The following is a 26,008-nucleotide window of genomic DNA, read 5'->3' on the forward strand; positions in this document are numbered from 1 at the left end:
CGGGAATGCATTACCTGATCAAATCGGCGCTGCTGGCGGGCGCTTTCCTTGGGGCGGCCCAGGCGGCCGGGCCGGCGCCGCGCGTCGTCTACAGCCCATACAAGCACCTGGCGATGCACAACGACGCAGCCAGCAATGTCATCACCGTCGCGCCGGAGGGCAAGCGGCTGCCGTACATCGGCCACAGCAAGCAGGCGCTGACCTGGGCCTTTGCCACCGGCGAGTGCGGTGGCGAGAACTGGGGCGGCCAGCCGGCGCAGGCGGTGGCGGACGCCAACGTGCCGGCTTTCGCGGCGGCCGGCGTGGGCTATATCATCTCCACCGGCGGACAGGGCAACGTGTTCACCTGCGGCAGCGACGAGGGCATGGAGCGCTTTATCAAGCGCTACGAGTCGCCGCAGCTGATCGGCATCGACTTCGACATCGAAGCGGGGCAGACCCGCGAGCAAGTGGAATCGCTGGTGCGGCGCATCGCGTCCGCCCAGGCGCTGCACCCGCAGCTGCGCTTCAGCTTCACCGTCGCCACCCATGCCGCGTCGGACGGCAGCCGCCGCAGCCTGAACGACATGGCCGAGACCGTGCTGGACGCGGTGCGCCGCAGCGGCCTGAAGGACTACGCGCTGAACATCATGGTGATGGACTACGGCCCCGCCGCGAAAGACGCATGCGTGGTGCGCCAGGGCCGCTGCGACATGGGCGCGTCGGCGCTGCAGGCGGTGCGCAACGTGCATGAGAAGTACAAGGTGCCGTACAGCCAGATCGAGCTGACCGCCATGATAGGGGTGAACGACGTGGTGGAGAACGTGTTCACCATGGCCGACATGGACGCGATGGCGCGCGGTGCGCGCAAGCTGAAACTGGCCGGGCTGCATTTCTGGTCGGTGGACCGCGACACGCCATGCCGCACTGAAGTGAAAGGTGCGGACGCCGCCTGCAGCGGCATGCCCGGCGTGCCGCCCGGCGCCTACGCGCGCGCGCTGGACGCGCACGCCAAAGCGGCGGGAGCCAGCAAGTGAGCGCGGTGCCACCAGTCGCCACGGCACCGCCTGTCGCCACGGCCCCGCCGCAAACGCATGCTGCCGACGGCGATCGTGTCTCAGGCCCGCCCGCCGCCGCAGCGCCAGCATCCGCTAGCCGCTATCTGTCGCTGGACGTGCTGCGCGGCCTGACCGTCGCGCTGATGATCGTGGTGAACACGCCGGGCGACTGGAACACCGTGTTCGCGCCGCTGCTGCACGCGCAGTGGCACGGCTTCACGCCCACCGACTGGGTCTTCCCCACCTTCCTGTTCGTGGTCGGCAACGCGCTCTGCTTCGCCCTGCCCAAATACGCGCGGATGGGCAACGGCGCCGTGCTGGCCAAGGTGGGCAAGCGCAGCGCCATCATTTTCCTGCTCGGCTTCCTGCTGTTCTGGTTCCCCTTCGTGGCGGTGGACGGCGCCGGCAACTGGGGGCTGATCCCGCTGTCCGGCACGCGCATCCCCGGCGTATTGCAGCGCATCGCCTTGTGCTTCGGCCTGGCCGCGCTGATCCTGCATTTCTGGAAAGAGAAGGGCGCGCTGGCCTACAGCGTGCTGGCGCTGCTCGGCTACTGGCTGGTGCTGGCGCTATGCGGCGACTACACGCTCACCGGCAACGCGCCTGCGAAGTTCGACCTGTGGCTGCTGGGCGAACGCCACCTGTACCACGGCGAAGGGCTGCCATTCGACCCGGAAGGCATGCTGGGCACCATCCCGGCCACGGTGAACGTCATCGCCGGCTACTTCGCGGGCAGGCTGATACTGGCCAGGGGCGCGAGCTACGAAACGCTGGCGAGGCTGATGATGGCGGGCGTGGCATGCATCGGCGTGGCGCTGTGCTGGGACCAGGCCTTCCCGATCAACAAGAAGCTGTGGACCAGCTCCTACGTGCTGTACACGATAGGCCTGGACCTGCTGGTGCTGCCGCTGCTGATCTACGCGACCGAGATGCGCGGGCAGCGCGGCTGGACCTACTTCTTCGAAGTGTTCGGCAAGAACACCCTGTTCATCTACCTGCTGTCCGAGCTGGCGGTGGTGATCCTGGTGAAGACGCAGGCGGGCAAGGGTAACGGCTACGACTGGCTGTACGCACATACCTTCCAGCCGCTGGCGCCACCCAAAGTGGCGTCGCTGCTGTTCGCCGTGAGCTTCATGCTGGCCTGCTGGGTGGTGGGCTACGCCATGGACCGGCGCAGGATCTACGTCAAGGTCTAGAACTTCAGGCGCAGACCGGCTCGGTTGGCCAGCACCGTCAGTCCCATCATGGCCACGGTCATCGCGGCGGCGTTCAGTAATCCCTGGGCGCCGCCCGATTCCAGGTATGGCCACCACCAGCGCGGCAGACGCAGCACCGCCGCCAGCTGCTCCCACAGGTCCGGCGCGATATAGGCAAACAGCGCGTTGGCGCCGGCCGGCATCAGCAGCGCGCTCCACGCGCGCCAGTGCAGCACGTCGATCAGCACATAGAACAGCAGGAACAGCGCCAGCACCAGCCCCGAACACACCAGCGCGTACGACTCGGTGGCCTGGATCTTGTTGATGCCGTGCAGGGGACGCAGCAGCATGCCCGCGCCGAACAGCGCCACGGCGAAGCAGGCCATCAGCACGATGCGGCGGCGGTGCAGCGCCGCCGGCGGCAGCTCCGCGCCGTCCGCCGGAACGGCACCGGTGGCACCGCCCACGCTGGCGCTCACCCCGGCGCTTTGCGGGCGGCGCAAGAACAGCGTCCCCACCAGCGTCCCCGCCATCACATTGGCCGAGGTGGAGCCCAGCACCTGCGGCACATTGACGAACGCATTCAGTGCCTGCGGCAGCGGCAGCACGCCCGCCGTGCCCGCCAGGTACAGCACGATCAGCAGCGCCAGTGCCGCCATCAGCAGCGGCGGCTTGCCGTCCACCGCCACATAGATCACGCTGCACAGCAGATACGCCCAGCCTATCATCCCGAGGATGCCCCACCACGTGTGTTGCAGATAAACGCTGCTGAACTCCGCGTTCAGCTGCCCCCGAAAGGACGCCATCAGGAACAGCATCAGCGCCAGCCCGCCCCAGAAGGCGGCGCCGCGCTGCGCGCCCTGGCGCCACAGCAGTATCATGGCCACGTAGAACAACAGGAAGTACACGGCGCGTGGCAGCAGGGCGGCGGAGGCGTCGTAGCGGTAAGCGTTGGCCAGCACCACGCCGGCCGCCATCAGGCTGCCCGCGCGCCACAGCAGGCGCCCGGCCAGGGCCGCGCTGAAGCGCCCGCCTTCCCGGTTCAGCGCCAGCGGAATGGCAATGCCCACGATGAACAGGAAAGCAGGGAACACCAGGTCCGGCAAGGTGATGCCGTCCGCCGTGGCGCTGGAATGCTCCAGCCAGTACGGAATGCGCGGCATCCCGGCGATGTAATTCACCCAGATCATGGCCAGGATGACGAAGCCGCGGAACGCGTCGAGACTGAGTAGACGAGGCATAGGCAAAAAAAATGGGGTCAGGGTTAATTAAAAAATTAACCCTGACCCCATTTAGCGGTGGAGCAAGTTATTTGGCGGCGGAAGCGGCTGCTGCCGAGGTCGTTGGGCGGTTAACCCACAGGATCCAGTAGCGGGCCAGGTCGGCACGGCCGTCGGCGCCTTGCACGGTTTCCAGCACCTTGATCGCTTCTTCCTTCTTGCCGGCCATGGCGTAGGAGTAGCCCAGGCGCAGCTTGGCGTCGTCGGCGTTCTTCAGGCCGCCCTTGGCGATACCTTGCTGAATCAGGTCGATGCCCTTGTCGAACTGCTCCAGCGTCACGTAGGCGTAGCCCAGGTTGACCAGGCCGGTGCCGTCTTTCGACTTCTTGGCCGATGCTTCGCCGCTGGCGATGTTCTTCACGTCGTCGGCTGCCTGCTTGTCGGCCTGCGCCTTGATCTTCTTGTGCTTGTCCGCGTTGCCGCCGGTGCCCAGCACGCCGGCTGCGTAGCCTGCATCCATGGCTTTCTTGGCTTCGATCGGCTGGCCGGCCAGCAGCGCCAGTTCAGCCATCTCGGCGTAGTCTTCCTGCGACATCTTCGACACGGCGGCCTTCTCCAGGCGGTACACGTCCAGCGCGAAGCGGGTGGAGTAGGTGGCCTTGCCCTGGGTGCGGCTCAGCAGGTCGATCCAGTAGTCGTCGGTCGGGTAGAACTGCACCAGCTTTTCGACGGCGATCAGGTAGGTGGCGGTGTCCTTGGACTTGGCGCCGGTGTTGGCCAGCAGTTGCAGCTCTTCCAGCGACGGCGTCTTGCCGGCCTTGGTGTTGGCTTCCAGGTCCTTCAGCAGTTCGGCTTTCGCGGTGGCGAAGTCGTTGTTGAAGTAGTAGGCGCGCAGCACGTAGGGACGCAGCTTGGTCGCGTCGCCGGTCACTTCGGCGTACTTGTTGAAGGTGGCGATGGCCTTGGGATAGTCCTTGCCGTTGTAGTACAGGTTGCCCAGCGCCTGGATGAAGTCGCCCTGGTCGGCGGCCGGCAGCTTGCCCGAGGCCAGCACGGCTTCCAGGCCCTGGATGGTCATCGGGTTGTTGTTGGTGACGGAGCCCAGCGATACCTTCATGCGGTTCAGCACGAAGATTTCGTACGGGGTCAGGTTCGGCAGCGCTTCGGCCTGGGTGATGCGGTTCTGGACTTCGGCGTAGTTCTTGGCCGTCATCAGTTCCTTGATCTGGGCCGGGTCCATCAATTTGAAGAGTTCAGGACGCACGGTGTCAGGCTTCGGTGCTTCCGGGGCGGGCGCGGCTTTTTCAGCGGCGTGCACGCCAGCCACCAGGGCCGGTGCGAAATTCAGGCCGAGTGCGGCGACGATCAGGCTGGTACGTGCGAAACGAAACTTGGACATGGATAATCCTTCAATCTAAATAAAGACAAACGCGTATTCTCCCATAAAACAGGAGGGGCGCCGGGTTTCAAAAGTGCGTGAATTGTAACCGCTGTTACATGGCGCGTGCGTAAGCTTGACCATCGGAATTAAATAGCAGGCAACGTTCGGCCGGCAGGTGCAGCCGGGCGGCGCTGCCGGGCGCCAGCTGCAGGCTTTCCGCCGCCTGCTTGACCGCCACCATGTCCGGCACGCCCGGCAGCGCGGCGTAGACGATGGACAGGTCGCCCAGGTTCTCCACGTGGCCGATGGCGGCGTCCAGCAGGTTGGCTTCCTGCGGCCGGAGCTGGTCTTCCAGCACGGCGGCCGGACGCAGCCCCGTGTGCTCGGCGCGGATACCGATGGTCACGCGGTCGCCGCGCTGCGCCTCGCCGCCCTGTGCCGCCACTTCGACGACCGCGCCGCCGGCCGCCATCACCGCCACGAAGTGCGGCCCGGCCGCCATGACTTCGCCGGGGATGAAGTTCATCTTCGGCGAGCCGAGGAAGCCGGCCACGAACAGGTTGGCGGGGTTGTGGTACAGGTCCAGCGGGGTGCCTACCTGCTCGATGCGGCCGCCGTTGAACACCACGATGCGCTCGCCCAAGGTCATCGCTTCCACCTGGTCGTGCGTCACGTAGATCATGGTGGTCTTCAGATCCTGGTGCAGTCGGCTGATCTCCACCCGCATCTGCACGCGCAGGCTGGCGTCCAGGTTGGACAGCGGCTCGTCGAACAGGAACACTTCCGGCTTGCGCACGATGGCGCGGCCGATGGCCACGCGCTGGCGCTGGCCGCCGGACAGCTCCTTCGGCTTGCGCTTGAGCAGGGGCGTCAGCTGCAGGATGGCAGCGGCGCGCTCCACCATCTGCCGCACCTCGGCCGCCTTGTGGCCGGCCAGCTTGAGAGCGAAGGCCATGTTCTCGTACACCGTCATGTGCGGGTACAGCGCATAGGACTGGAACACCATGGCGATGCGGCGCTCGGCCGGCGCCACGTCGTTGGCCAGGCGCTCGCCGATGCGCAGCTCGCCGGCGGTGATGCTTTCCAGGCCCGCGATCATGCGCAGCAGCGTGGACTTGCCGCAGCCGGACGGGCCGACGAAGACCACGAATTCGCCGTCGCGGATGTCGAGGTCCACGCCGTGGATCACGGGATGCTTGGCGTCGTAATGCTTGACGACGCCTTTCAGGCTGACACTGGACATGGGCTTAGCTCGCGGCGACAGGGTCTTGCGTGGGCGCCGCCGCGTCGGGCCTGGCGGCGCGCGAGGTCATCGGAATCAGCTGCGACAGCACCGCCACCGGGATGGCGGAGATCAGCACCCAGATGAAGAATTTCTGGTAGCCGAGCGCCAGCTGGATATTGCCGCTCACGTATTTGAACAGCACGAAGCCCAGCTGCATCACGCCGGTGGAGAAGGCGTAGTGCGCGGTCTGGTATTTGCCGGGGGCGACCACCTGCATCATGTACAGGATGATGCCGACGAAGCCGAAGCCGTAGCCGAACATCTCCGCGCTCAGCGCCACGCCGATCACGGCCAGGTCGGTAGGCTGGTAGGTGGACAGGAAGTAGAACGCCACGTTGGGCAGGTTCACCGCCAGGATCAGCCACAGGATGGCGCGCTTGAGGCTCAGCCACGAGGTGAAGTAGCCGCCGGCGATGGAGCCGATGATGAAGGCGATGGTGCCGGTGGTGCCGTACACGGCGCCCACTTCGGAGGTGGTCAGCCCCAGCCCGCCGAGGTTGCGCGCCTCGCGCAGGAACAGCGGGCCTATGGTCTGGATCTGCGCTTCTCCCGCGCGGAACAGGATGATGAAGACGATGGACACCCAGATGCCCGGCTTGTTGACGTAGTCGATGATGACGTCCTTCAGCGTGCGGGCGATGCCGGCCGCCGTGGTGTCGGGCGTGACCACGTTCCAGGCCGGCGGCAGCGCCCAGCTGTGGTACAGGCCGAGCGCCACCATGGTGGCGGCCAGGATGCAGAAGATGATGGTCCAGGCGGGCACCACGCCCTGCGACTTCTCGAGGTAGCCGGCCAGGATCACCAGGCCGCCCAGTGAAATGAAGCGGCCGGCGTTGAAGAAGGTGCCGGTCCAGCCGGCGTACTCGGCCTGCTGCTTTTCGCTCAGGCTGGCGATGTACAGGCCGTCGCAGGCGATGTCGTGGGTGGCCGAGCAGATCGCCACCAGGGCCAGCACGGCCACGCAGGCGGACAGCCAGAACGGCAGCTGCAGCGCCAGCGCCACCAGGCCCAGGCACGCGCCGCCAGCCAGCTGGAAGCCGACCACGATGACCTTCTTGCTGCCGGCCAGTTCCAGGAAAGGACTCCACAGCGGCTTGAAGACCCAGGCAAAGCCGATGTAGGCGGTCCAGTGCGCAATGTCGTCGTTCGGCACGCCCATGGACTTGAGCATCAGGCTGGCGATCAGCGCCACGGCGAAGAAGGGCAGGCCTTGCGCGAAGTACAGCGTGGGGACCCAGGCCATGGGGCTGCGGGTGGTGGTCTTTTCCATCATTGCGTCATCCTGTCTTTGTTGTTCTTGCGGCATGGCTGCGTTATTCGAAGCCCGGCACCGGGCAGCGGCCTTGCGCTTCCAGTTCGCCGGACAGCCATGCGTTCACCGCCTCCAGCGCGGGTGCGGCGAAGCCGTAAGTCATCAGCGCCGGCGCAGCGATATCGAGCGCCTGATAGGGATTCCACAGCGCCAGGTGCAGGTCCGGCTTCCACGTGGCGCGCGGCTTGGCGCCGTAGCGCAGGCGCGACGTGGAGGCCAGCATGGTGTAGCGGCCGTCCTGCGGCAGCGCGGACCAGTCGAAGGCGTCCGCGTCGCAGTACGTGACCAGCTCCACGTCGAACAGCCTGCCCAGCGAAGCGGCCACCACGGCGGCCGGCACGCCCGCTTCGGACACGCCGTCGCTCACCACGTCCTGGCGCGCCACCAGGCGCACCCTGGCGCCGGGGGCAGGGCGCTGCGGATTGCCACGCGCGGTAAGGGCGCGGCGCCAGCCTTCGGCCATGATGGCGCGGTCGGCCGCATCTTCCTTGTATGAGCGCGGCTTGCACGGGTAGGCTTGCGCCAGCGCCGCCAGGCGCGCCAGGCGCTCGTCCACGGCGGGCTGCGGCAGCGAGCCGTCGGCCAGCGCGGTGGCGATGGCGTTCAGCGTTTCGTCCTGCGTTTCGGGCGTGCCGAGCGCCATCACCATGTCCGCGCCGGCGGCCAGCGCGCGCACGGCCGCGTTGCCCACGCCGTAGCGGCCGGCGATGGCGTGCATGTCCATGCCGTCGGTGATGATCACGCCCCGGTAGTCCCACTGCTTGCGAAGCAAGCCGTCCAGGATGGCGGGCGACATCGTGGCCGGATTGTCGGCATCGATGGCTGGGTAGACGATGTGCGCCGTCATCATGGCGGGCGCTTGCGGCGCGGCCAGCTTGAACGGCTTGAACTCGAAGTCCTCCAGCTCGGACAAGGGCTTGTCCACAGTGGGCAGGTCACGGTGCGAATCGACGTGGGTGTCGCCGTGGCCGGGGAAGTGCTTCACGCAGCAGGCCACGCCTTCGGCATGGCTGCCGGCCATCCAGGCCATCGCCAGCTCGGCGGCGCGCTGCGGTTCGGCGCCGAAGGAGCGCTCGGCGATTACCGGATTGTGCGGGTTGTTGTTCAAATCCAGCACCGGGGCGAAGTTCCAGTTGAAGCCCAGCGACTTCACCGCGCGCGCCACGGCGGCGCCGGTGCGGTAGGCCAGGTCGGTGTCGTCGGCTGCGCCCAGGCCCATGGCGGCGGGCGGCGCGGGCACCCAGGTCGAACGCACCACGGCGCCGCCTTCCTGGTCGATGGCGATCAGCGCCTCCGGCCCCATCACGGCGCGCAGGTCGGCGGTCAGCTTTGCCAGCTGCTCGGAGTCCGTCATGTTCCCCCGGAACAGGCACACGCCGCGTATGCTGTTGGTGCGGATGAAATCGGCCGTGGCCGCGTCCAGCACCGTGCCGGGAAAGCGGATCATGATCAGCTGACCCGCAATTTTTCGAAGTTCCTGGTGATTCATTTGACTGCTCCGTCCATGCCGCGCATGAAATAACGTTGGGTGAAAAGGAAAGCTGCCAGCGTGGGCAGGATGGTGAGCACCGTGCCGGCGGCGATCACGCGGGTGCTGCTGCCGAAGGTGCCGCGCAAATACAGCACGCCCACCGACAGCGGAAATTCGTCCGGCTTGCTCATCACGATGGACGGCCAGATGTATTCATTCCACGCCTCCACCGCCGTCAGGATGCCGACCGTGGCCAGCCACGGTGCGATCAGCGGCAGCATGATGCGGGTGAAGATGATCCACTCGGACGCGCCGTCCACGCGGGCTGCGTCGATCAGGTCCTGCGGCACCTCCTCGAAGGCCTGCTTGAGCAGCAGGATGGCGACGGCCGTCACCACGTTCGGCAGGATCACGCCGGCGTAGGTGTCCACCAGGCTCAGTTTCGTCACCGTGATGAAGTTGACCAGGAAGTTCACCTCGGACGGCAGCACCAGCGTGGCCAGGATCAGGCCGAACACCAGCTGGCGTCCCTTGAAGTGCATGCGCGCCAGCGGATAGGCGGCCATGGAGCACAGCACCAGCTTCCAGAACACCGTGAAGGCGGCGATCAGGATGGAGTTCTTGAAGAAGGCCAGGAAAGGGATGACGCGGAACGCCTCCTCGAAGTTCGCCAGCGACGGCGACTTGGGCCAGAAGGTCGGCGGGAAGGCGAAGATGTTGCCGTCGGTGGAGACGGCCGTCACCACCGTCCACCAGAATGGGAACACGCACACCAGCGCGATGGCGCACAGTGCGGCGTAGTGCAGCAAGGTGCGCGCCGTCATTTGTGCCTCGGCTTCAGGTAGCGCAGGCACAGCATGGCGATGCCGACGCAGAACACGGAGACCACGAAGCTGGCAGCCAGCGCGCGCGGCAGCTTCAGGTGCTTCAGTCCCTGGTCGTAAGAATAGTACAGCGCAGTGAAGGTAGAGTTCATCGGGCCGCCCTGGGTAAGCACGTCCACCTCCTGGTAGGCCTTGAGCGCGGCCAGCACGGACAGGATGGTGCACACCATGATGGTGGGGCGCAGCATGGGCACGGTGATTTTCCAGAAGCGCTGCCAGCGGTTGGCGCCGTCGAGGATGGCCGCTTCCTGCATATCGGCGGGCACGGCCTGCAGCGCGGCCAGGTACATCACCATATACCAGCCCAGGCCGCGCCACAGCGTGACGAACATGATGCAGAACAGGGCCAGCGTATCGTTCGACAGCCAGCCGATGGGCGCGTCCACGAAGCGCAGCGCCATCAGCACGTAATTGAGTGCACCCTGCTCGTGGAACATGAAGCCCCACATGATGCCGACCACGGACACGGTGGTCACCACCGGCACATAGAACGCGGCGCGGAACAGGCGGATGCCGGGCAGCTGGTTATTCACCAGCACCGCCAGGCCCAGCGCGCCGACCTGAACGAAAGGCACCATCAGCAGGAACACCAGCGAATTTTTCAGGCCGGTGACGAACATCTCGTTATCGAAGATGTAGCGGAAGTTATCCAGGCCTACCCACGAGGTCGGGCGGATCAGGCTGTAGTCTGTGAAAGCGAGGTAAGAGCCGAAGCCCACCGGCCAGAACGAAAACGCCGCCAGCAAGACCAGCGCCGGCGCCAAGAACAGCCACGCCGTCAGCGTAGTGCGGCGCGCGCTCACAGCACCGCTCCCGCAACCAAAACAAGCTGAGCCGCATTCGGGGTCTGACCCCGAATGCGGCTCAGCTTGTTTTGGCGGGCGAGTTTTTTGTTCCAGATGGCGGCGGCGGCGTCGAGCGCTTGCTGGATGTCCTGGCGGCCCGTGACGCCGGCTTCCACGGCTTTGACGAGCGCGCGGCGCAGTTCGTCGTAGTCGGTGACGCCGGAGACGTACAGGGTGTGCGAGTGCGGCATGGAGACGGCGCCGGCGCTGACGGCTTTTTCGGCGGCGCCGGCGTTGGGCGGCACGGCCAGGAAGAACGGGTCGCGCGCGGCGTCGGCAGCGGCGGGGTAGACGCTGGCCTGTTTGGCGAAGGCGAGCTGGTTGGCGTCGTTGGTCAGGTAGCGGGCAAATTCGCCGATCTGCGGCAGCAGCTTTTTGTCCACGCCGGCCGGCACGGCGAAATGCACCAGCCAGCCGCCGTCGGCGATGCCGGTCGGGCCTAGCGGGGCAGGGGCGACGTCGGTCTTGGCGTAGATGTCTTTGGCGTCGGTTTCGATGCGTTTCACGGCCGTCGGCGGCGCGAGTAGCATGCCGAGGCGGCCGCCCTTGTAGGCGTCGATGGCGGCGGGGAAGTTGTCCTCGGCGAACAGGCTGTCCTTCAGCAGGCCGCCTGCCTTGTAGGTCTCGGCCAGCTTGGCGATCAGCGCCACGTGCGCGGGAGAATTGAAGGCGGCGCGGCCGTCCTTGATGACGGGCAGGCCTTGCTGCATCATCAGGCCGTCGATCTTGGCGAGGGCGGGGCACAGGCCGGCCTTGCCGGTGCGCTGCGCGATCTGGCGCGCGAACGCGAGCTGCTCATCCAGGCTGCGCGGGGCGCGCGCCAGGCCGGCGGCTTTGAAGATCTCGGTGTTGTAGGTGATGACGGCGACGTTGCTGTACATCGGGAAGCCGTAGGTCTTGCCGCCAAAGGTGAGGTCTTCCAGGGTGCTGGCGAGGTAGCGCTGGCGCGCCCCTTGCAGAAGATCGTCCACCGGCGTGAGCAGGCCGTCGCGGGCGAATTCGTCGGCCCAGGGGACGTTCAGGTTGACCAGCGCGGGCGGGGTGCCGGCCACGATGCGGGTCACGAGTTTGGTCTGGATGATGTCCCAGGGGAAGTCCACCCATTCAACCTTGACGCCGGGATGGGTGGCTTCGTAGCGCCGCGCCAGGCCGTCGAAATAGGGCGTGAATTTGGGCTTCATGCTGAAGGTCCAGAATTCGATTTTCTGTATCGGCGGCGCGGCGAGGGCGCACGTTGCGCTTCCCAGGACCATCAATGCTGCCAGTAGTGATTTGATTTTCATCGAGGGTCCGGGAATGGCGGTGCACCGCATCGGGTGCGTAGGGCGGGTCAGGCGCAGCCGTAACCCGCCGGCTCTTAATTGGTCTTGGTGACTTTGCTCAGGTGGCGCGGGCGGTCCGGGTCCAGGCCGCGCGCGGCGGACAATTTGGCGGCCATCACGTAGAACGCCTGGATGGCGACGATAGGGTCCAGGTCCGGCGTGGCGGCAACCGGCAGGGTGAGGTCGCGCGATGCGACGTCGTCCGGCGCGGCCAGCAGCACGCGCGCGCCACGGCCGCGCATTTCGTCGGCCAGGGCCAGCAGGCCGGCCTGGGTCGGGCCGCGGGTGGCGAAGATCAGCAGCGGGTAGCCTTCGTCGATCAGCGCCATCGGACCGTGCTTGATTTCGGCGCCGCTGAACGCTTCGGCTTGCAGCGCCGAGGTTTCCTTGAATTTGAGCGCGGACTCCAGCGCCACCGGGAAGCTGATGCCGCGTCCCACCACCATGATGTTCTTGGCCGGGGCCAGCACGTCCAGCGCGGGCGTCCAGTCGGCTTCGGTCGCTTTCAGCAGCGACTCGGGCAGCGCCTGCAGGCCGGCCAGCAGCTCGGGGTCGTTCTGCCATTGCGCCACCAGGCGCGCACCTGCCACCAGCGACGTGATGAAGCTCTTGGTGGCGGCCACGCTTTGCTCTTTGCCGGCGCGCAGCGGCATGGACCATTCGGCGGCGTGCGCCAGCGGCGAGTCGATGTCGTTCACCAGTGCCACGGTGGTGGCGCCGCCGTCGCGGAAGTAGCGGATCGGTTCCACCACGTCCGGGCTCTGGCCCGATTGCGAGACGGCGATGGTCAGCGTGTCGCGCGTGATCAGCGGCGATTTGTGCAGCGTCACCAGCGACATCGGCAGCGAGGCCACCACGCGGCCCAGGCGCGCCATGATCAGGTAGGCGATGTAGTTGCAGGCGTGGTCCGAGCTGCCGCGCGCCACGGTCAGCGCGGTCGAGAAGGGCGTGCTCCTCAATTTGCGTCCCAGCTCCGCGTAGCGGTCCGCGTCGTTCGCCAGTTGCAGCGCGACGCATTCAGCGGCGGACAGGGCTTCTTTAAGCATCATTGAGGTCACAACGTTCTCCTTCGATATATACGGCTTTGAGTTTGAGATCGCGATCCAGTACCACCAGATCGGCATACGCGCCCGGCGCGAGGCGGCCGCGTTCCTGCAGGCCGAGGTAGTCGGCAGCATGGGTTGAGACGCGGGCCGAGGCGTCCGCCAGGTCCAGTCCGAGTCCGACCAGGTTGCGCAGCGCCTGGTCCAGTGTGAGGGTGCTGCCGGCCAGCGTGCCGTCGGGCAGGCGCACGCCGCCCATGCACTTGTGCACGGTGTGCCGGCCCAGCATGTATTCGCCGTCCGGCATGCCGGTGGCGGCGGTGGAGTCGGTCACGCAGTACAGGCGCGGAATGGCGCGCAGCGCGGTCTTGATGGCGCCCGGGTGCACGTGCAGCAGGTCCGGTATCAGTTCGGCGTATTCGGCGTGCGCCAGCGCGGCGCCCACCATGCCGGGCTCGCGGTGGTGCAGGCCGCTCATGGCGTTGAACAGGTGGGTGAAGCCGGCCGCGCCGTGCTCCAGCGCCGCCACGCCGTCTTCGTACGATCCCAGCGTGTGGCCGATCTGCACGCGCATGCCTTCGTCGGCCAGTTCGCGCACCAGGCCGAGGTGGCCGGCGATTTCGGGCGCCACGGTGATCACGCGCAGCGGCGCCATGGTTTCCAGGCGCTGCACTTCGGCCAGCGTGGCGGCGCGCGCGAAGTTGGGCTGCGCACCGAGCTTGCCGGAGTTGATGTAGGGGCCTTCGAGGTGGGCTCCCAGTACCCGCGCCTCGTTCTTGCCGCGCTGGCGCACGGCCTTGCCGATGGCCGTGAGCGCAATGTCGATGTCTTCCGGCGGCGCGGTCATGGTGGTGGCCAGCATGCTGGTGGTGCCGTGCTGCGCGTGGATGCGGGCAATGGTGTGCACCGCGTCGCCGCCTTCCATCACGTCCTTGCCGGCGCCGCCGTGCACGTGCAGGTCGATGAAGCCGGGAAGGATGTAGTCGTCGCCGTTCTGCTGCGGGTCGGCCGCCGCGCCGTGGATGCCGGCGATGCGCTCGCCGAACGTGATTGCGCCGCTCAGCCAACCGGCCGGGGTCAGGATATTGCCTTGGATTGTTACATCGCTCATCTGCGCGACTCCGCTACAAATTCATAATAATCGCTGCGGCAGTAGGAGTGTGTCAGTTCCACCGCTGCGCCGTTTTCCAGATAACTCACACGCGTGATGTGCAGCATGGCTTCGCCGGGCTGGATATTGGCCAGCTTGGCCTGTTCCGTGGTGGCGTTGACCGCGCGGATGTGCTGCAGGGCGCGCATCGGCACCGTGCCGTTGGCTTCGAGGTAGCCGTACAGGGAGCCCGTCACGCTGTGCGGGTTGGGCATATAGGTGGCCGGGATGGTGGTGGTCTCGATGGCCATCACTACGTCGTCGGCCGTGCGCAGGCGCTTCAGGCGCGCCACCGGCATATTGGGCGACAGGCCCAGCGACAGCAGTTCCAGCGGCGCGGCCACGCCGATCTCGCGCGCCAGCCAGCGCGAGCCGGCCGTGAAGCCGCGCTGGCGCAGCTCTTCGGAGAAGCTGGTCAGGCGCGACAGCGGCTGTTCCAGTTTCGGCGTGATGTAGGTGCCGGAGCCGCGCTTGCGGGTCAGCATGCCGCGGTCGCACAGCATGTCGATGGCCTTGCGCGCGGTCACCCGCGAGATGTCGAGCATTTCCGAAAGCACGCGTTCGGACGGCAGCGCTTCGTTGGCGCGCCAGTCGCCGCTGGCGATGCCGTCGGACAGCTTGTTCGCCAGCTGCATGTACAGCGGCGTGTCGCTTTCATGGTCTGGCCTGAAATCGCTCAACTGGTCTAGCACGGGTGGCTCCTTGCTCAGGGGTTGGAGTGGTTCTGTTGAAGGTGCTGCTGGATCAGCCGCAGTCCGCCGGCAGCCGAATCGCCTTGCGGCGCGACGATGCGGCGCAGCAGCTCGGACGGCAGGTAGGCGCGCAGCGGCTCGCCCAGCCCGCCGCACAGCGCGATCGGCAGCTTGCCGGACGCGTCCAGCGCGTGCGCGATCAGCGCCACCTGGCGGCCCGCTTCAAGCAGGATGCCGCGCGCCACTTCGTCGCTGTCCGCATGCTGGAGCACGATGCGCGCCAGGTGCGCGTAGTGGGTTTGCGTGGCGTTGGCCAGCCACACCTGGATGGCGTTGCGTTCGCCGCCGCAGGCGTTGATGACGGTGGCCGCGAAGGCGCCGCCTTCCACGCGGCCGTCGATCACTTGCTGGATATGGTTGATCGCGCGCAGGCCGATCCAGGCGCCGCCCGCTTCGTCGCCGGCGGGAAAGCCCCAGCCGCCCACTTCCTTGCGGCTGCCATCCGCCAGCAGGATCTCGCCCACGCTGCCGGTGCCCAGCGCAATGATGGCGCCGGGCTGGCCCTGGTGCGCGCCCAGCACGGTGGTGTAGGCGTCCGTTTCCAGCGCCACGGCCGCATAGCCGGGATTGGCCGCCACGAAGTTGGCCGCCCACTGGCGGTTGTGCACGCCCGCCAGGCCCAGCCCGATGGCGATGCGCTCGCGCGCCGGGTAGTCCAGGCCGCTGGCCTTGAAGGCCTTGGCAGCCGCATCCTCGACCGAGGACCAGGCGTTCTTGATGCCGTGCAGCAGGCCCGACGGGCCGCTTTCGCCTTCGCCCAGCGCCGCGCCGTTGGCGCGCATCAGGCGCACGCGGGTGCCGCTGCCGCCGCCGTCGACGCCGATTAGGAATTCAATCATGTTCATATCTGTGTGAGGAGCTGTGGGGCACTATATGGTTGCCTAACCAGCTTGTCAACAGGTATTTAACTGGTATTGTATTTTGATGAAGTGGACTTGCTTTCCATGCTGGCAATGCAGGCTTAACTCCATGGTTTATAAGGATAAAATATTTTGCGGTGTTGGTATTGAATCTGGTCTGGCATAAGGCCAATTTTTCGGTGGTAAACGCAAAAACGCCCGGCTCGGGGCCGGGCGTTCGGGAAAGTCTGGCTGGGCGGACCCGCAGGCCCGCCCCCACCGTCAATTGTCGCTGCCGGATTTCACTCCGCTGCGGTCTATTATCACCATGCGCGAGCCTTCCATGCCGGATGGCTTGCCTTCGGCGTTCAGCTTGCCCTGCACGTGCACCCAGGCTGCGCCCGGGCCGCGCACCACCACGTCGGCCTGCTTGGCCACCAGGCCGCGCGCTTCCAGGTTGCCCGAGCCGGTCAGGCGGGCGTTCAGGTTGGCCGTGTTGCCGTCCAGGTGGACCTGGCCGGGGCCGCTCATGGTTACTTTCACGTCCTTGCATTCGGCCCAGGTCTTCAGCTCGCCCGAACCGCGCACTTCGGCGTCCAGCGTATCGCTCACCTTCTTCAGGTAGATGTTGCCGGGGCCGCGGTTGCGGGTGACGGCGCGCGCCACCACCAGGCCTTTGGCGTTCAGGTCGCCCGAGCCGTTCACTTCGGCGCTCAGCGTGTTGCTGGTGCCGGACAGTTCCACGTTGCCCGAGCTGTCCAGGATCACGCGCACATTGTTGCTGGCCAGGCCGCGCGCGCTCAGGTCGCCCGAGCCATGCACTTCGGCGTCGAATTTCTTGATGTTGCCGGCGATGCAGGCATTGCCCGAGCTGCGCAGCATGGCGCTGGCGTTTTCCACGGACAGGTTGCACGCTTCCAGGTCGCCCGAGCCGGTGATCTCGGCGCGGATTTCCTTGCTGCTGCCGCCCAGCGTCACGCTGCCCGAGCTGTGCATCAGCGCGTTGACGGTGTTGGTACGCAGGTCTTGCGCATCCAGGTCGCCCGAGCCGCTCAGTTCGGCATTCAGGTCCATGCTGATGGCGCCGGCCTGCACGTCGCCCGATCCGCTCGATCTGCAGGTTCACGCTGCCGCTTTTCAGCTGGCGCATGTCCAGGTCGCCGCTGCCGCCGGAGCGCACCACCAGGTTGCCGACCGCGCCGCTGGCTTCCACGTCGCCCGAACCGCTGGCGGTCAGGGCGAACTGCTGGCCCTTGAGCAGGTCGGCGCGCACGTCGCCGCTGCCGCCGGCCACCAGGCTTTTCAGGCCGGCTGCGCTGATGCGCACGGTGGGCGCTTCAGCGGTCTTGCCGAAGTGGAAGGAGAAGCCGTTGCGTTTGACGGGGCGCACGATCAGCGTGCCGTTCACCACCACGGTTTCCAGGTTGTCCAGCTGCTTGCGGGTGCCGCGCACCTCCACCGCGCGGCCGCCGTCGTCCTTGATGACGACGTTGTACGGACCGGCCAGTTCGATGGCCGTGAACGCCGCGACCGGGCGCGATTCGTTGGCGACTGCGTTGGAAGGTGCGGTTTCCGCCAGGCTGGCCTGGGAGATGGCGCCCCCCGCTACCAGCAGGGAGACGAAGGCCGTTTGTTTGATCAGCTTATTCATATAGTTTTCACACTGTAGTATTCATCCCAGGAGGGGCGGGAAGTGTGTGAACAATATGATAAAAAGCAGCGGCCGGTGGGCGGAATGGGATGAAAGCGCGAAATCGCGGGATCAACTGCAAAATAGCGGCGCTGAAATGCAGCCGGCCGGCGGCCCTTGCGGGCTGCGCGGCCGGGCGGGGGATTACTTGGTGTAAAAGCTCAGGTCCCTGGACAGCGTGTTTTCATAGGTGCGCACCGCCTCCGCCGCCTCGCGCTGCACTTCGGCGCGCGAGCGGCCGCCGTCCTTCTTGATTTGGGCTGCTGGCGCGGCTACGCCCGCTGCTGCCGTTGCTACTGCGGCTGGCGCGGCGGCGCTGGCCAGCAGCACAGGTTTGGCTTCGGCTTGGGCGTCGGCCTTGGGCGCGTCGGCGGCGAAGGCCGAGGAAGCGGTCAGGACGGTCAGGGCAGCGATCAGTTTCAGGGTTTTCATGGTCTGGCTCCTTGTTGGGAAACATCAATATGAGCCCAGTGTATACAGCGGGATTGGGGTGAAAAAGACGCATAATCGCAATGCACAATTTTAGAATCAGCAATTATGGCGGCTGTCTGTGTCGCGGCATTGCCACTCTTAGTGCTGTTGCACGGCTGCAGAACTGTCATAATGGTTGCAGAGCGACGCCGGCAGAGCATCTGCCAAGCCGGGAAGGAGAATCAGCATGATCAAATACATAGGGACCAAGAAAACCAGTGAAGGCGGAACCCTCTATGTTTTCCTGATTAATGGCTTGCAGAAGGAAGTGCGCGAGAGCGCGCTGAAGCAATATCCGGGCTGCTATGACGCCTTGCCGGCGGCCGCCAAAGCCAAGATCAGCGCCAACCGCGCCTGGATGTCCAAAATTTAGTAATGCGGCCCTTACTCTTCGCGCTGAGCCTGCTGCTAGCCGCTCCGCTTGTCCGGGCCGCGCCGCCCACCACGTTCGGCACTGTCATCGGCGGCGGCTTGCTGTGCCGCGACGAAACCAGCAACCGTTTCTATTACGACTACATGGTCAAGTTTTTCGGGCCGCCGTACAAGCGCGAAGGCGGCGCCTGGTGGTTCCGCACGCAGGATGCGCGGCTGTGGGGCACCGAGATCGTGGAAGTGATCGTCAGCGACGACACCTGGCCCATGGTATTCGTGGGCGCGGTGGCCGAAAGCACGCCGGAAAAGCTGGAAGAAGCCATCGTTGCCCAGGATGGGCTGCGGTATGCGAAAATTGACAGTTCGCGCTACCCTGTGCGGGAGGCCAAGCCTGGCAGCCGCATCGTGTATGCCGACCGCAGGGCCAAGATATACTGCGCCAAGTTCAAGCCGCTGCCGCCCGCCCTGCGCTGACGGCGGGGCCGCTGTGCGGGCTTGGCCGGGCGTTCATCCAGGGACTACATGTACACGCAATTTTTCAATCTGAAACAATCGCCGTTCTCCATCGCGCCCGACCCGCGCTATCTGTACATGAGCGAACGCCACCGCGAAGCGCTGGCGCATTTGCTGTATGGCGTGAACAGCGGCGGCGGCTTCGTGCTGCTGACGGGCGAGATCGGCGCCGGCAAGACCACCGTGTGCCGCTGCTTCATGGAGCAGATTCCGGAGAATTGCCAGCTGGGTTATATCTTCAATCCCAAGCTGACGGTGGAGGAGCTGCTGCTGTCGATCTGCGATGAGTTCCGCGTTACGTTACCGCCGCAGGGGGCGGGCGCGGTCAGCGTCAAGGGCTATGTGGACGCCATCAACCTGCACTTGCTGGAGAGCCATGCGCAGGGCCGCAACAACGTGCTCATCATCGATGAGGCGCAGAACCTGTCGGCCGACGTGCTGGAGCAATTGCGCCTGCTGACCAACCTGGAAACCAGCGAGCGCAAGCTGCTGCAGATCATCCTGATCGGGCAGCCCGAACTGCGCGCCATGCTGGCGCGGCCGGAACTGGAGCAGCTGGCGCAGCGCGTGATTGCGCGCTATCACCTGGGTTCGCTGTCGGTGGAAGAGACTGGCAGCTATATCGGCCACCGTCTGGCGGTGGCGGGCGCGGTTGGCGTGGCGCCGTTTCCGCGCGGGCTGATGCAGCAGATCCATCAATTGACCAAGGGTGTGCCGCGCCGTATCAACTTGCTGTGCGACCGGGCCATGCTGGGTGCTTATGTCGAAAACGCGCAGCAAGTGACGCGCACGATCTTGCGCCGCGCCGCCGCTGAGGTGTTCGCCACCGAGTCCGGCGCAGTGCCCGCGCGGCGGCTGTGGCCCGCCATTGCTGCAGGCGTGCTGGCCGGCGCGGCGCTGACTGCCACCGCCGCCTGGCAACTGATGCCACATGCGCCGTCGCAAGGGGCGCCTGCCGGGAGTGCCGTGCAAGCGCTGTCGCACGGGGCGTCTGCCGGTAGTGCCGCGCAAGCGCCCGCATTAGCCGGTGCGGGCAGGGCGCCAGCGGGCGTTGTCGACGGTGTCATGGCCGGTGCCGGCGGTGCGCAGACTGGCGTCAAGCCGGATGCGGGCAAGGCGCAGTCCGGCGCGGTTGCAGCGCCAGGCCTGGCAGGCGCGGGCTCGCCGCCGGTCGTGCCTGCGTCCGTTGGCGGAGTACCGCAGGCGGGGCCTGGCCAGCAGCCGGCGGCCGCCGCCGTGGCGACGTCGGACGTGGCGCTGCGGCAGATGGCATCGCTGTGGGGCCAGACGGTGCCTCCAGGAGAATTCTGCCCCGCGGCCGCCAGGCAGAACTTGCGCTGCCTGTTCGGCAAAGGCGGGCTGGACGACTTGCGTTTGCTGGACCGCCCAGCGGTACTCAAGCTGATCGACGACCCGGTGTCGCCGCGCTTTGCAGTGCTGACCGCGATGGACGGGCAGGGCGCTACGCTGGAGGTTGCGGGCAAGCGTGAGGCCGTCAGGCTGGAAGCGCTGGCCAGCCGCTTCGATGGCAGCTTCATCACGCTGTGGCGCACGCCGCGCGGCTGGCGCGACGAGGTGACAGCCGGCGACCACGGGCCGGACGTGGACTGGCTGGCCAAGCGGCTGGCCGCACTGAACGGCGCAGCGAAGCCGCAGGAGAACCGTCCGATGGACGCGCAAACCCAGCGCCTGCTGCGCGAATTCCAGCTCAGCCAGAACCTGAAGGCGGACGGCGTAGCCGGACCGAAGACTTTTATCAGGCTGAACCAGTTGGGCGGCGTGAACGAACCGCGCCTGCTGGCGGCGGCTAAGCCCGACGTGGCCGTGGCGGGGAAATAATATGTCGTACATACTTGAAGCGCTCAAGAAGGCGCAAGCGGAACGCCAGCTGGGTGCCACGCCGACCATCCACGCTCCGACGCTGGACGCCGCCGCCCCGCGCAGCGCCGCCGGCACGCCATGGAAACCGCTGGCGCTGGCCGCCGCTGCCGTCGCGATAGCAGGCGCCGCCGCGCTGGCCTGGCGCCATCAATCCGCCCCCGCCGCCCCCGCCGCCCCCGGCGTTTCCCCAGTCGCCGCAGCCGGTCAGACCAACGCCGCCGCACCTGCCGCCGCCGCGCCGACGACCGCCGGATCCTCCGTGCCCGCCGTGCCAGTCGCTGTGCCGGCGCCCGCCGCGCCCGCTGCTGTGCCGATGACCGCTGGACCTGCCGCTGTGCCGACGACCGCCGCACCCGCCGCTGTGCCGACGACCGCCGCACCCGCGCCTATGCAGGCGACCGATGCGCCCGCGCCTGTGCCGGCGACCGCCGCGCCCACGCTGTCCGCCGCGCGCGCGCCGTTGGATGCCCGCCCGTCGCCCGCCGCGTCCCTCGCCGGTGCCGCGCCGCTAGCACCGCCCGCCGCCGCCCCGGTACCTGCCGCGCCAGCGCCATCGCGAGCCGCACAAGCTGCGCCGTCAGTACACGCCTCTGCCGAACCTTCCAAACCCGCCACATCGTCTGCCAAGCCTGCCAAGCCTGCCAAGCCCACCCCGGCCCCGGTCGCCGAGGCCCCGGAAGAGCCCGTCCAGCTGCTGCGCGAACTGCCCGAACCCATCCAGCGCAGCATCCCGCCGATCGCCATGGGCGGCTATATGTACTCCAAGAACCCCGCCGACCGCCTCGTGCTGATCGACAAAATCCTGCGCCGCGAAGGTGAAGAAGTGGCCCCCGGCCTGGTGCTGGAGAAGCTGCTGCCGAAAGGCGCCATCTTCACCTTCAAGGGCTACCGCTACCGCGTGCCGTACTGAAAGACTCCCTGATGCACCAAGACCTCCCCGCGCTCCCCAGCAACGTCATCGGCATCGTCGGCACCTCCGGCAGCGGCAAGACCACGCTGCTGGAATTCCTGGTGGCGCAACTGTCGGCGCAAGGCCTTCGCGTCAACATCATCAAGCACAGCCACCACGACCTCGAGTTGGAGCCGCCGCGCAAGGATTCCGCCCGCCTGCGCATGGCCGGCGCAGCCGAAGTGATGGTGGCTTCGCCATACCGCTTCGCCATCATCCGGGAATTGCGCGGCGCCCCGGAGCCCACCCTGTACGAGCAGCTGGCCCGCCTGTCGCCAGCCGACCTGACCCTGGTTGAAGGCTTCAAATCCTATCCCTACGACAAGCTGGAAGTCTACCGCCCCGCCGCCGGCCGCCCGCCGCTCTACCCGGACGACGCTAACATCATGGCAGTCGCCTCCGACCAGCCCCGCCCCGACCAGTTGCGCGACGGCCTGGCCTGGCTCGACCTGAACCATCCGCCTGCCATCCTGGCCTGGCTGCGGCAGCGCCTGAAAATAATTTCGCCGGCGCCCTAAAGCTTGCAAAAAAACGTCCGTAAACAGGGGATACCCCATAGTGGAGAAAGTCATGGACGTTTCAGGAATTGCACGCTTAGCATCCAGCATCGCCGACACCGGCATCAAGCAGGACGTGGCCCTGGCCGTGCAGAAAAAAGCCCAGGATGTCCAGGCATCGAGCGCGCAGGCGCTGATCGAAGCGATCCCTCCTGTGCCGAAGGCATCCAACCTGCCTTCCAATCTCGGCAACAATATCAACACCACGGCTTAAATTTTCCTCTCAGATTGCGTCAACTCAAGGGCGTCGAGCTGCGTTAATGCCCTACGTAGGAAGTTCTTACGGACAACATCGAGGGAAACACCAAATGAAGAAACTGATCGCCGCCGCTATCGCCGCCACCTTCGCCATGGGCACCGCTTTCGCTCAAGCACCTGTCGCAGCTACCGAAACCGCCGCTCCTGTGCACAAGAAAGCCGCGCACAAGAAGACTGCGCATAAGAAAGCCGCTCACAAGAAGGTCAAGAAGGCAGCGCCTGCCGCTTGATGTCCTGACGCGCTGCAAGCGCACCAGCTAGCCCGGATTCACTGCCTCGGTGACTCCGGGCTTTTTCTTTTGTGAATTTAAAAAAATGTGTAAGGATGCGTGTTCGGTGCGCGACTATGCTTCAGTCGCAGATTTCTGCGCACCAAGAGAGATAACCTTATTTACCTAGGAGATAGTCATGAACAAACGTCAAGCCCTGATCGCCGCCGCCCTGGCCACCGTCTGCAGCGCCGCTACCGTGTCCGCTTCGGCCATGGAAGCGTCGGCCGACAAGGAAAAGTGCTTCGGCATCGTGAAGGCCGGCCAGAACGATTGCGCTTCGGCCAACGGCTCGCACTCGTGCGCAGGCCAGGCAAAAGCCGACAACGCTCCTACCGAGTGGAAGTATGTAGCCAAGGGCACTTGCGAAAAAGCCGGCGGCAAAACCACCGCGCCAGCCAAGTAATCGTTAACCGCCCATTAACAGCCCATTAACCGTCCGCAGAGCCACGGTCATGCCACGCGACGTCCCACCTGCCCAAGCTGCTCCGGCACTGGGCGTCGGCGTTGGCCTGCGGGCGCCGCATTACCGCCGCTTCCTGGAGCAGCGGCCACCCGCCGGCTGGCTCGAAGTCCATACCGAGAATTATCTCGACCTGGGCGGATGGGACTGGCATGTGCTGCAGGAGCTGCGGCGCGACTATCCGGTGAGCCTGCATGGCGTGGGGCTGGCGCTGGGTTCGGCGCGCGGCTTTTCGGAGCAGCACCTTGAGCGCGTGCGGGAGCTGGTGCGGGCGGTGCAGCCGGCGCTGGTGTCCGAGCATTTGTGCTGGGGGGCGGTGTTCGGGCGGCACCTGAACGACTTGCTGCCGCTGGCCCTGAACGGCGCCGCGCTGGACCTGCTGAGCGAGCGCGTGCAGCGCGTGCAGGACAGGCTGCAGCGCAGGATTTTGCTGGAAAATGTGTCCACGTATGTGCGGTTCCGCGACGATGCCATGAGCGAAGCGGAGTTCCTGGCCGCGCTGGCGCAGCGCACCGGTTGCGGGCTGCTGCTGGACATCAATAATCTGTACGTGAACCAGTGCAACCACGGCGAGGACGCGCTCGCCGCCATCGCCGCCATTGCGCCCGGCACGGTGGGCGAGTTCCACCTCGCGGGCCATCTGGCGACACCGGACGCGGTGATCGACCACCATGGCGCGACGGTTGCCGATCCCGTCTGGACGCTGTACGAAGCCGCCTTGCGCCGCTTCGGCCCCTTGCCCACGCTGATCGAGTGGGACACCGACATTCCCGAGCTGGACGTGCTGCTGGGCGAGGCCGCCAAAGCGCGCGCAATCGCCGATAAGTTCACCCCCGCGCCGCTGGACGTCGCTGCGATGCGCGTTGCGGTGCCGAACGTGGACGCCGCGCCGGCCGCCCGGCTGGCGGCGCTGGCCGAAACCCAGCAAGCGTTCGCCGCCGGCCTGCTCGACGTGGCCGCATCCGCCCCTGCGCTGGCCACGTTCCGGGGCGACGCCAACGAGCACCGCTACGCGCTGTATCGCGGCAACATGAGCACCACCTGGCACAAGACGTTGTCCAACGCCTACCCGGTGATTGCGCAACTGGTGGGCGAGGAATTCTTTGGCGGCTTGAGCGGCGAATACGGCCGCGCCCATCCATCCGCAAGCGGCGACCTGAACCAGTTCGGCGCCGACTTCGCCGCTTTCCTTTCCGATTTCCCACACACGGCCGACCTGCCGTACCTGCCCGACATGGCCCGCCTCGAATGGGCGCTGCACCGCGCCCACTACGCCCCCGATGCGCCTGCCGTAACAGCCGCCGACGTGGCCGCCGTGCCGCCCGAAGAAATCGAAGCTGCGCACCTGCCGCTGCGCCCGGCGTGCAGCCTGTTCGCGTCGGACTGGAACGTGGTGCAGCTGTGGCAGGCACACCAGCCGGACGGCCCGCCGTTCCCGGACCATATGGACCGCCCCAGCCACGCCCTGGTTGCCCGTCCGCGCTGGAAAATGGTGCTGCTGCCGCTCACGCCCGCCAGTCACGCCGCGCTAGCCGTGCTGGCGTCCGGCGGCAGCTTCGGCGCCGTACTGGACGCCGCTTTCGACATCGATGAAGCCTTCGACGTCGCCACGCATTTGCAGCAATGGCTGGAGCACGCCGTGTTCCGCGCCATCAGTACACCGACTTGACGACGCAGCCCTGCGGCTGCCCCACAACCTGAACCGAGAGACCGACATGAAGAACCTGTCTGCATTGCATCGCCTGTCCACCCGCCACGACGCCGCGCTGAGCGAGTGGGGCGGCTCCCTGCTCAGCCTGGCGATCCGCCTCTACGTCGGCTGGCAATTCCTGAAAGCCGGCATGGCCAAGCTGAATGACTGGAGCGCCACGCTGGCGCTGTTCCACGACGAATACAAGGTGCCGCTGCTGCCGCCCGACCTGGCCGCCTACCTCGGCGCGGGAGGCGAGCTGGTGCTGCCGCTGCTGCTGTTCGTGGGATTGTTTTCGCGCCCGGCCGCGCTGGCGCTGTTCTTCGTCAACGCCATGGCGGTGATTTCCTACCCGCAGCTGTTCAGCTTTGAATGCCCGGCGGCCATCAACGACCACTTCTACTGGGGCGCGATGCTGCTGGTGGTCACGGTGTTCGGTCCTGGCCGCTTTTCGCTCGATGCGCTGATCGGGAGCAAGCGGCTGGTTTAAAGGAGATTAACGGAACGCGCGCATCAGCTTGGCTTCGCCAGTGCGGTCGTGGAACTGCAGGTTGGCAGCGTGGGTGGCGGCGATCATGCGCGCCAGCTGTGCGTCTTCAAATCGCGCCAGCTCTTCGGTGGCGGCCTGCAGCGCCTGGGTGAGCTTGGCTCGCGCGCTCTGGTACAGCGCGCTGGTGTGCTGGTCGGTGTTTTTCAGGAGTTCTTCCGCATTTTCTATCACTTGCCGCAAATCGCCGATCAGGCGCTCCTGGGTTCGCAGCTTGTGTTCAGGGCCGTCCATGGCGATCCCCCTCCTGCTAGTTGAGCAAAATCATTGCATGGAACGGACTCTGCCCGCTCCACCATCAGCTTAGCAATGGATTGCTCAGATGCAAGAACTATTGCATAACGGTTCCTGCCTTGCTCAAGCGCCGTCGGCGCCGCTGTCGCCTTCCACGCTGATGCGCACATCGCCTACGCTGACTTGCTGACCCGCACGTATCTTGCAGGTCTTGCGCAATTCCTGTTTGCCGTCGACTTTCACCTGGCCGCTGGCCACCAGCACCTTGCCGGCGCCGCCGCTGTCGCACAGGCCCACGTTCTTCAACAGCTGGTTCAGTTCGATGAATTCCGACGTCAGTTCAAAACTAACCTTTTGCATTTATTTTATCCTTTGTC

The 26,008-nt window shown here is 66.2% G+C and carries 28 protein-coding genes and 1 pseudogene; 12 read left to right on the forward strand and 17 right to left on the reverse strand.

Features of this window, described 5'->3' with window-relative positions:
* The first annotated feature begins 5 nt into the window (after positions 1–5).
* Together ACFJI2_RS02975 and ACFJI2_RS02980 are read left to right on the forward strand one after the other, a co-directional pair.
* Positions 6–1,016 (forward strand): glycosyl hydrolase, encoded by a 1,011-nt coding sequence (locus tag ACFJI2_RS02975; RefSeq protein WP_377703686.1) that lies wholly within the window; start codon positions 6–8, stop codon positions 1,014–1,016.
* Positions 1,013–2,233 carry an acyltransferase family protein gene (locus tag ACFJI2_RS02980; RefSeq protein WP_377703687.1) on the forward strand — a complete coding sequence of 407 codons (1,221 nt, stop codon included), beginning with the start codon at positions 1,013–1,015 and terminating at the stop codon, positions 2,231–2,233. The genes ACFJI2_RS02975 and ACFJI2_RS02980 overlap by 4 nt, the downstream gene beginning before the upstream one ends.
* Here the strand turns inward: ACFJI2_RS02980 and ACFJI2_RS02985 are convergent.
* The 15 genes and pseudogenes from ACFJI2_RS02985 to ACFJI2_RS03055 all read right to left on the reverse strand — a co-directional run bounded on the left by ACFJI2_RS02985 (position 2,230) and on the right by ACFJI2_RS03055 (position 17,859).
* Positions 2,230–3,474 (reverse strand): hypothetical protein, encoded by a 1,245-nt coding sequence (locus ACFJI2_RS02985; RefSeq protein ID WP_377703688.1) that lies wholly within the window; start codon positions 3,472–3,474, stop codon positions 2,230–2,232. The two genes, ACFJI2_RS02980 and ACFJI2_RS02985, sit on opposite strands and share 4 nt — an antisense overlap.
* 67 nt (positions 3,475–3,541) lie before the next feature.
* Positions 3,542–4,852 (reverse strand): tetratricopeptide repeat protein, encoded by a 1,311-nt coding sequence (locus ACFJI2_RS02990; protein WP_107877924.1) that lies wholly within the window; start codon positions 4,850–4,852, stop codon positions 3,542–3,544.
* Between the two features lie 94 nt (positions 4,853–4,946).
* Positions 4,947–6,077 carry an ABC transporter ATP-binding protein gene (locus ACFJI2_RS02995; protein ID WP_377703689.1) on the reverse strand — a complete coding sequence of 377 codons (1,131 nt, stop codon included), beginning with the start codon at positions 6,075–6,077 and terminating at the stop codon, positions 4,947–4,949.
* A gap of 4 nt (positions 6,078–6,081) precedes the next feature.
* Entirely contained in the window at positions 6,082–7,392 is a 1,311-nt protein-coding gene (locus tag ACFJI2_RS03000) for an MFS transporter (RefSeq protein ID WP_377703690.1), read from the reverse strand.
* Positions 7,393–7,432: 40 nt separating this feature from the next.
* The gene (nagZ, locus tag ACFJI2_RS03005) at positions 7,433–8,920 is read right to left on the reverse strand and encodes a beta-N-acetylhexosaminidase (RefSeq protein WP_377703691.1); all 1,488 of its coding nucleotides are present in this window, start codon (positions 8,918–8,920) and stop codon (positions 7,433–7,435) included.
* Positions 8,917–9,726, reverse strand: a complete 810-nt coding sequence (locus ACFJI2_RS03010; protein WP_377703692.1) for a carbohydrate ABC transporter permease — start codon at positions 9,724–9,726, stop codon at positions 8,917–8,919. The genes nagZ and ACFJI2_RS03010 overlap by 4 nt, the downstream gene beginning before the upstream one ends.
* Positions 9,723–10,589 (reverse strand): carbohydrate ABC transporter permease, encoded by an 867-nt coding sequence (locus ACFJI2_RS03015; RefSeq protein WP_107877913.1) that lies wholly within the window; start codon positions 10,587–10,589, stop codon positions 9,723–9,725. The genes ACFJI2_RS03010 and ACFJI2_RS03015 overlap by 4 nt, the downstream gene beginning before the upstream one ends.
* Positions 10,586–11,812 (reverse strand): ABC transporter substrate-binding protein, encoded by a 1,227-nt coding sequence (locus tag ACFJI2_RS03020; protein WP_377703693.1) that lies wholly within the window; start codon positions 11,810–11,812, stop codon positions 10,586–10,588. The genes ACFJI2_RS03015 and ACFJI2_RS03020 overlap by 4 nt, the downstream gene beginning before the upstream one ends.
* A gap of 176 nt (positions 11,813–11,988) precedes the next feature.
* A complete protein-coding gene (locus ACFJI2_RS03025) occupies positions 11,989–13,002 on the reverse strand; it encodes an SIS domain-containing protein (protein ID WP_107877909.1) in 1,014 nt (337 codons plus the stop codon).
* A complete protein-coding gene (nagA, locus tag ACFJI2_RS03030; RefSeq protein ID WP_132139490.1) occupies positions 12,992–14,107 on the reverse strand; it encodes an N-acetylglucosamine-6-phosphate deacetylase in 1,116 nt (371 codons plus the stop codon). Before nagA ends, ACFJI2_RS03025 begins: the two co-directional genes overlap by 11 nt.
* Positions 14,104–14,781 carry a GntR family transcriptional regulator gene (locus ACFJI2_RS03035; protein ID WP_377705793.1) on the reverse strand — a complete coding sequence of 226 codons (678 nt, stop codon included), beginning with the start codon at positions 14,779–14,781 and terminating at the stop codon, positions 14,104–14,106. Before ACFJI2_RS03035 ends, nagA begins: the two co-directional genes overlap by 4 nt.
* 71 nt (positions 14,782–14,852) lie before the next feature.
* Positions 14,853–15,737 carry a BadF/BadG/BcrA/BcrD ATPase family protein gene (locus tag ACFJI2_RS03040; RefSeq protein ID WP_377703694.1) on the reverse strand — a complete coding sequence of 295 codons (885 nt, stop codon included), beginning with the start codon at positions 15,735–15,737 and terminating at the stop codon, positions 14,853–14,855.
* Positions 15,738–16,019: 282 nt separating this feature from the next.
* The gene (locus ACFJI2_RS03045; RefSeq protein WP_377703695.1) at positions 16,020–16,811 is read right to left on the reverse strand and encodes a GIN domain-containing protein; all 792 of its coding nucleotides are present in this window, start codon (positions 16,809–16,811) and stop codon (positions 16,020–16,022) included.
* Positions 16,812–16,908: 97 nt separating this feature from the next.
* Positions 16,909–17,388: pseudogene (locus tag ACFJI2_RS03050) on the reverse strand (GIN domain-containing protein); the annotation flags it as partial.
* A 183-nt stretch (positions 17,389–17,571) separates the two neighbouring features.
* A complete protein-coding gene (locus tag ACFJI2_RS03055) occupies positions 17,572–17,859 on the reverse strand; it encodes a hypothetical protein (RefSeq protein ID WP_377703696.1) in 288 nt (95 codons plus the stop codon).
* Positions 17,860–18,085: 226 nt separating this feature from the next.
* On the opposite strand from ACFJI2_RS03055, the gene ACFJI2_RS03060 reads away from it, so the two are divergent.
* The 10 genes from ACFJI2_RS03060 to ACFJI2_RS03105 all read left to right on the forward strand — a co-directional run bounded on the left by ACFJI2_RS03060 (position 18,086) and on the right by ACFJI2_RS03105 (position 25,340).
* On the forward strand, positions 18,086–18,271 hold the full coding sequence (locus tag ACFJI2_RS03060; RefSeq protein ID WP_056403149.1) for a hypothetical protein: 186 nt from the start codon (positions 18,086–18,088) through the stop codon (positions 18,269–18,271).
* A 2-nt stretch (positions 18,272–18,273) separates the two neighbouring features.
* Positions 18,274–18,744, forward strand: a complete 471-nt coding sequence (locus tag ACFJI2_RS03065) for a hypothetical protein (protein WP_377703697.1) — start codon at positions 18,274–18,276, stop codon at positions 18,742–18,744.
* Between the two features lie 48 nt (positions 18,745–18,792).
* A complete protein-coding gene (locus ACFJI2_RS03070) occupies positions 18,793–20,622 on the forward strand; it encodes an AAA family ATPase (protein WP_377703698.1) in 1,830 nt (609 codons plus the stop codon).
* A 1-nt stretch (position 20,623) separates the two neighbouring features.
* The gene (locus tag ACFJI2_RS03075; RefSeq protein ID WP_377703699.1) at positions 20,624–21,574 is read left to right on the forward strand and encodes a general secretion pathway protein GspB; all 951 of its coding nucleotides are present in this window, start codon (positions 20,624–20,626) and stop codon (positions 21,572–21,574) included.
* Between the two features lie 11 nt (positions 21,575–21,585).
* Positions 21,586–22,131: a molybdopterin-guanine dinucleotide biosynthesis protein B gene (gene mobB, locus ACFJI2_RS03080; RefSeq protein ID WP_377703700.1), complete on the forward strand. Its 546-nt coding sequence runs from the start codon at positions 21,586–21,588 to the stop codon at positions 22,129–22,131.
* A gap of 52 nt (positions 22,132–22,183) precedes the next feature.
* A complete protein-coding gene (locus tag ACFJI2_RS03085; RefSeq protein WP_107877893.1) occupies positions 22,184–22,384 on the forward strand; it encodes a YjfB family protein in 201 nt (66 codons plus the stop codon).
* A gap of 94 nt (positions 22,385–22,478) precedes the next feature.
* The gene (locus tag ACFJI2_RS03090) at positions 22,479–22,658 is read left to right on the forward strand and encodes a hypothetical protein (RefSeq protein WP_107877891.1); all 180 of its coding nucleotides are present in this window, start codon (positions 22,479–22,481) and stop codon (positions 22,656–22,658) included.
* A gap of 178 nt (positions 22,659–22,836) precedes the next feature.
* Complete coding sequence (locus ACFJI2_RS03095; RefSeq protein ID WP_107877889.1) at positions 22,837–23,103, forward strand: DUF2282 domain-containing protein; 267 nt, start codon at positions 22,837–22,839, stop codon at positions 23,101–23,103.
* A 49-nt stretch (positions 23,104–23,152) separates the two neighbouring features.
* On the forward strand, positions 23,153–24,829 hold the full coding sequence (locus tag ACFJI2_RS03100; protein ID WP_377703702.1) for a DUF692 family multinuclear iron-containing protein: 1,677 nt from the start codon (positions 23,153–23,155) through the stop codon (positions 24,827–24,829).
* 46 nt (positions 24,830–24,875) lie between these two features.
* Positions 24,876–25,340, forward strand: a complete 465-nt coding sequence (locus tag ACFJI2_RS03105) for a DoxX family protein (protein WP_377703703.1) — start codon at positions 24,876–24,878, stop codon at positions 25,338–25,340.
* Positions 25,341–25,346: 6 nt separating this feature from the next.
* Here the strand turns inward: ACFJI2_RS03105 and ACFJI2_RS03110 are convergent, their stop codons facing one another.
* On the reverse strand, positions 25,347–25,631 hold the full coding sequence (locus ACFJI2_RS03110; RefSeq protein WP_107877883.1) for a DUF883 domain-containing protein: 285 nt from the start codon (positions 25,629–25,631) through the stop codon (positions 25,347–25,349).
* A 123-nt stretch (positions 25,632–25,754) separates the two neighbouring features.
* A complete protein-coding gene (locus ACFJI2_RS03115) occupies positions 25,755–25,991 on the reverse strand; it encodes an RNA-binding S4 domain-containing protein (protein ID WP_056403114.1) in 237 nt (78 codons plus the stop codon).
* Positions 25,992–26,008: the final 17 nt, after the last annotated feature.

The sequence above is a fragment of the Pseudoduganella sp. UC29_71 genome (genome assembly GCF_042693265.1).
In the GTDB taxonomy this organism is placed as follows: Bacteria; Pseudomonadota; Gammaproteobacteria; order Burkholderiales; family Burkholderiaceae_D; genus Rugamonas.

Excerpts from the sequence above, each read along its gene's own strand:
- nagA (WP_132139490.1), bottom strand. The coding sequence starts at position 14,107 with ATGAGCGATGTAACAATCCAAGGCAATATCCTGACCCCGGCCGGTTGG.
- ACFJI2_RS02975 (WP_377703686.1), top strand. The coding sequence starts at position 6 with ATGCATTACCTGATCAAATCGGCGCTGCTGGCGGGCGCTTTCCTTGGG.
- ACFJI2_RS03085 (WP_107877893.1), top strand. The coding sequence starts at position 22,184 with ATGGACGTTTCAGGAATTGCACGCTTAGCATCCAGCATCGCCGACACC.
- ACFJI2_RS02990 (WP_107877924.1), bottom strand. The coding sequence starts at position 4,852 with ATGTCCAAGTTTCGTTTCGCACGTACCAGCCTGATCGTCGCCGCACTC.
- ACFJI2_RS03020 (WP_377703693.1), bottom strand. The coding sequence starts at position 11,812 with ATGAAGCCCAAATTCACGCCCTATTTCGACGGCCTGGCGCGGCGCTAC.
- ACFJI2_RS03060 (WP_056403149.1), top strand. The coding sequence starts at position 18,086 with ATGATCAAATACATAGGGACCAAGAAAACCAGTGAAGGCGGAACCCTC.
- ACFJI2_RS03010 (WP_377703692.1), bottom strand. The coding sequence starts at position 9,726 with ATGACGGCGCGCACCTTGCTGCACTACGCCGCACTGTGCGCCATCGCG.
- mobB (WP_377703700.1), top strand. The coding sequence starts at position 21,586 with ATGCACCAAGACCTCCCCGCGCTCCCCAGCAACGTCATCGGCATCGTC.
- ACFJI2_RS03000 (WP_377703690.1), bottom strand. The coding sequence starts at position 7,392 with ATGATGGAAAAGACCACCACCCGCAGCCCCATGGCCTGGGTCCCCACG.
- ACFJI2_RS03035 (WP_377705793.1), bottom strand. The coding sequence starts at position 14,781 with ATGCAGCTGGCGAACAAGCTGTCCGACGGCATCGCCAGCGGCGACTGG.
- ACFJI2_RS03105 (WP_377703703.1), top strand. The coding sequence starts at position 24,876 with ATGAAGAACCTGTCTGCATTGCATCGCCTGTCCACCCGCCACGACGCC.
- ACFJI2_RS02985 (WP_377703688.1), bottom strand. The coding sequence starts at position 3,474 with ATGCCTCGTCTACTCAGTCTCGACGCGTTCCGCGGCTTCGTCATCCTG.
- ACFJI2_RS03065 (WP_377703697.1), top strand. The coding sequence starts at position 18,274 with ATGCGGCCCTTACTCTTCGCGCTGAGCCTGCTGCTAGCCGCTCCGCTT.
- ACFJI2_RS03040 (WP_377703694.1), bottom strand. The coding sequence starts at position 15,737 with ATGATTGAATTCCTAATCGGCGTCGACGGCGGCGGCAGCGGCACCCGC.
- ACFJI2_RS03025 (WP_107877909.1), bottom strand. The coding sequence starts at position 13,002 with ATGATGCTTAAAGAAGCCCTGTCCGCCGCTGAATGCGTCGCGCTGCAA.
- ACFJI2_RS03110 (WP_107877883.1), bottom strand. The coding sequence starts at position 25,631 with ATGGACGGCCCTGAACACAAGCTGCGAACCCAGGAGCGCCTGATCGGC.
- nagZ (WP_377703691.1), bottom strand. The coding sequence starts at position 8,920 with ATGAATCACCAGGAACTTCGAAAAATTGCGGGTCAGCTGATCATGATC.
- ACFJI2_RS03095 (WP_107877889.1), top strand. The coding sequence starts at position 22,837 with ATGAACAAACGTCAAGCCCTGATCGCCGCCGCCCTGGCCACCGTCTGC.
- ACFJI2_RS03075 (WP_377703699.1), top strand. The coding sequence starts at position 20,624 with ATGTCGTACATACTTGAAGCGCTCAAGAAGGCGCAAGCGGAACGCCAG.
- ACFJI2_RS03100 (WP_377703702.1), top strand. The coding sequence starts at position 23,153 with ATGCCACGCGACGTCCCACCTGCCCAAGCTGCTCCGGCACTGGGCGTC.
- ACFJI2_RS02995 (WP_377703689.1), bottom strand. The coding sequence starts at position 6,077 with ATGTCCAGTGTCAGCCTGAAAGGCGTCGTCAAGCATTACGACGCCAAG.
- ACFJI2_RS03115 (WP_056403114.1), bottom strand. The coding sequence starts at position 25,991 with ATGCAAAAGGTTAGTTTTGAACTGACGTCGGAATTCATCGAACTGAAC.
- ACFJI2_RS03045 (WP_377703695.1), bottom strand. The coding sequence starts at position 16,811 with ATGGACCTGAATGCCGAACTGAGCGGCTCGGGCGACCTGGATGCGCAA.
- ACFJI2_RS03090 (WP_107877891.1), top strand. The coding sequence starts at position 22,479 with ATGAAGAAACTGATCGCCGCCGCTATCGCCGCCACCTTCGCCATGGGC.
- ACFJI2_RS03070 (WP_377703698.1), top strand. The coding sequence starts at position 18,793 with ATGTACACGCAATTTTTCAATCTGAAACAATCGCCGTTCTCCATCGCG.
- ACFJI2_RS03055 (WP_377703696.1), bottom strand. The coding sequence starts at position 17,859 with ATGAAAACCCTGAAACTGATCGCTGCCCTGACCGTCCTGACCGCTTCC.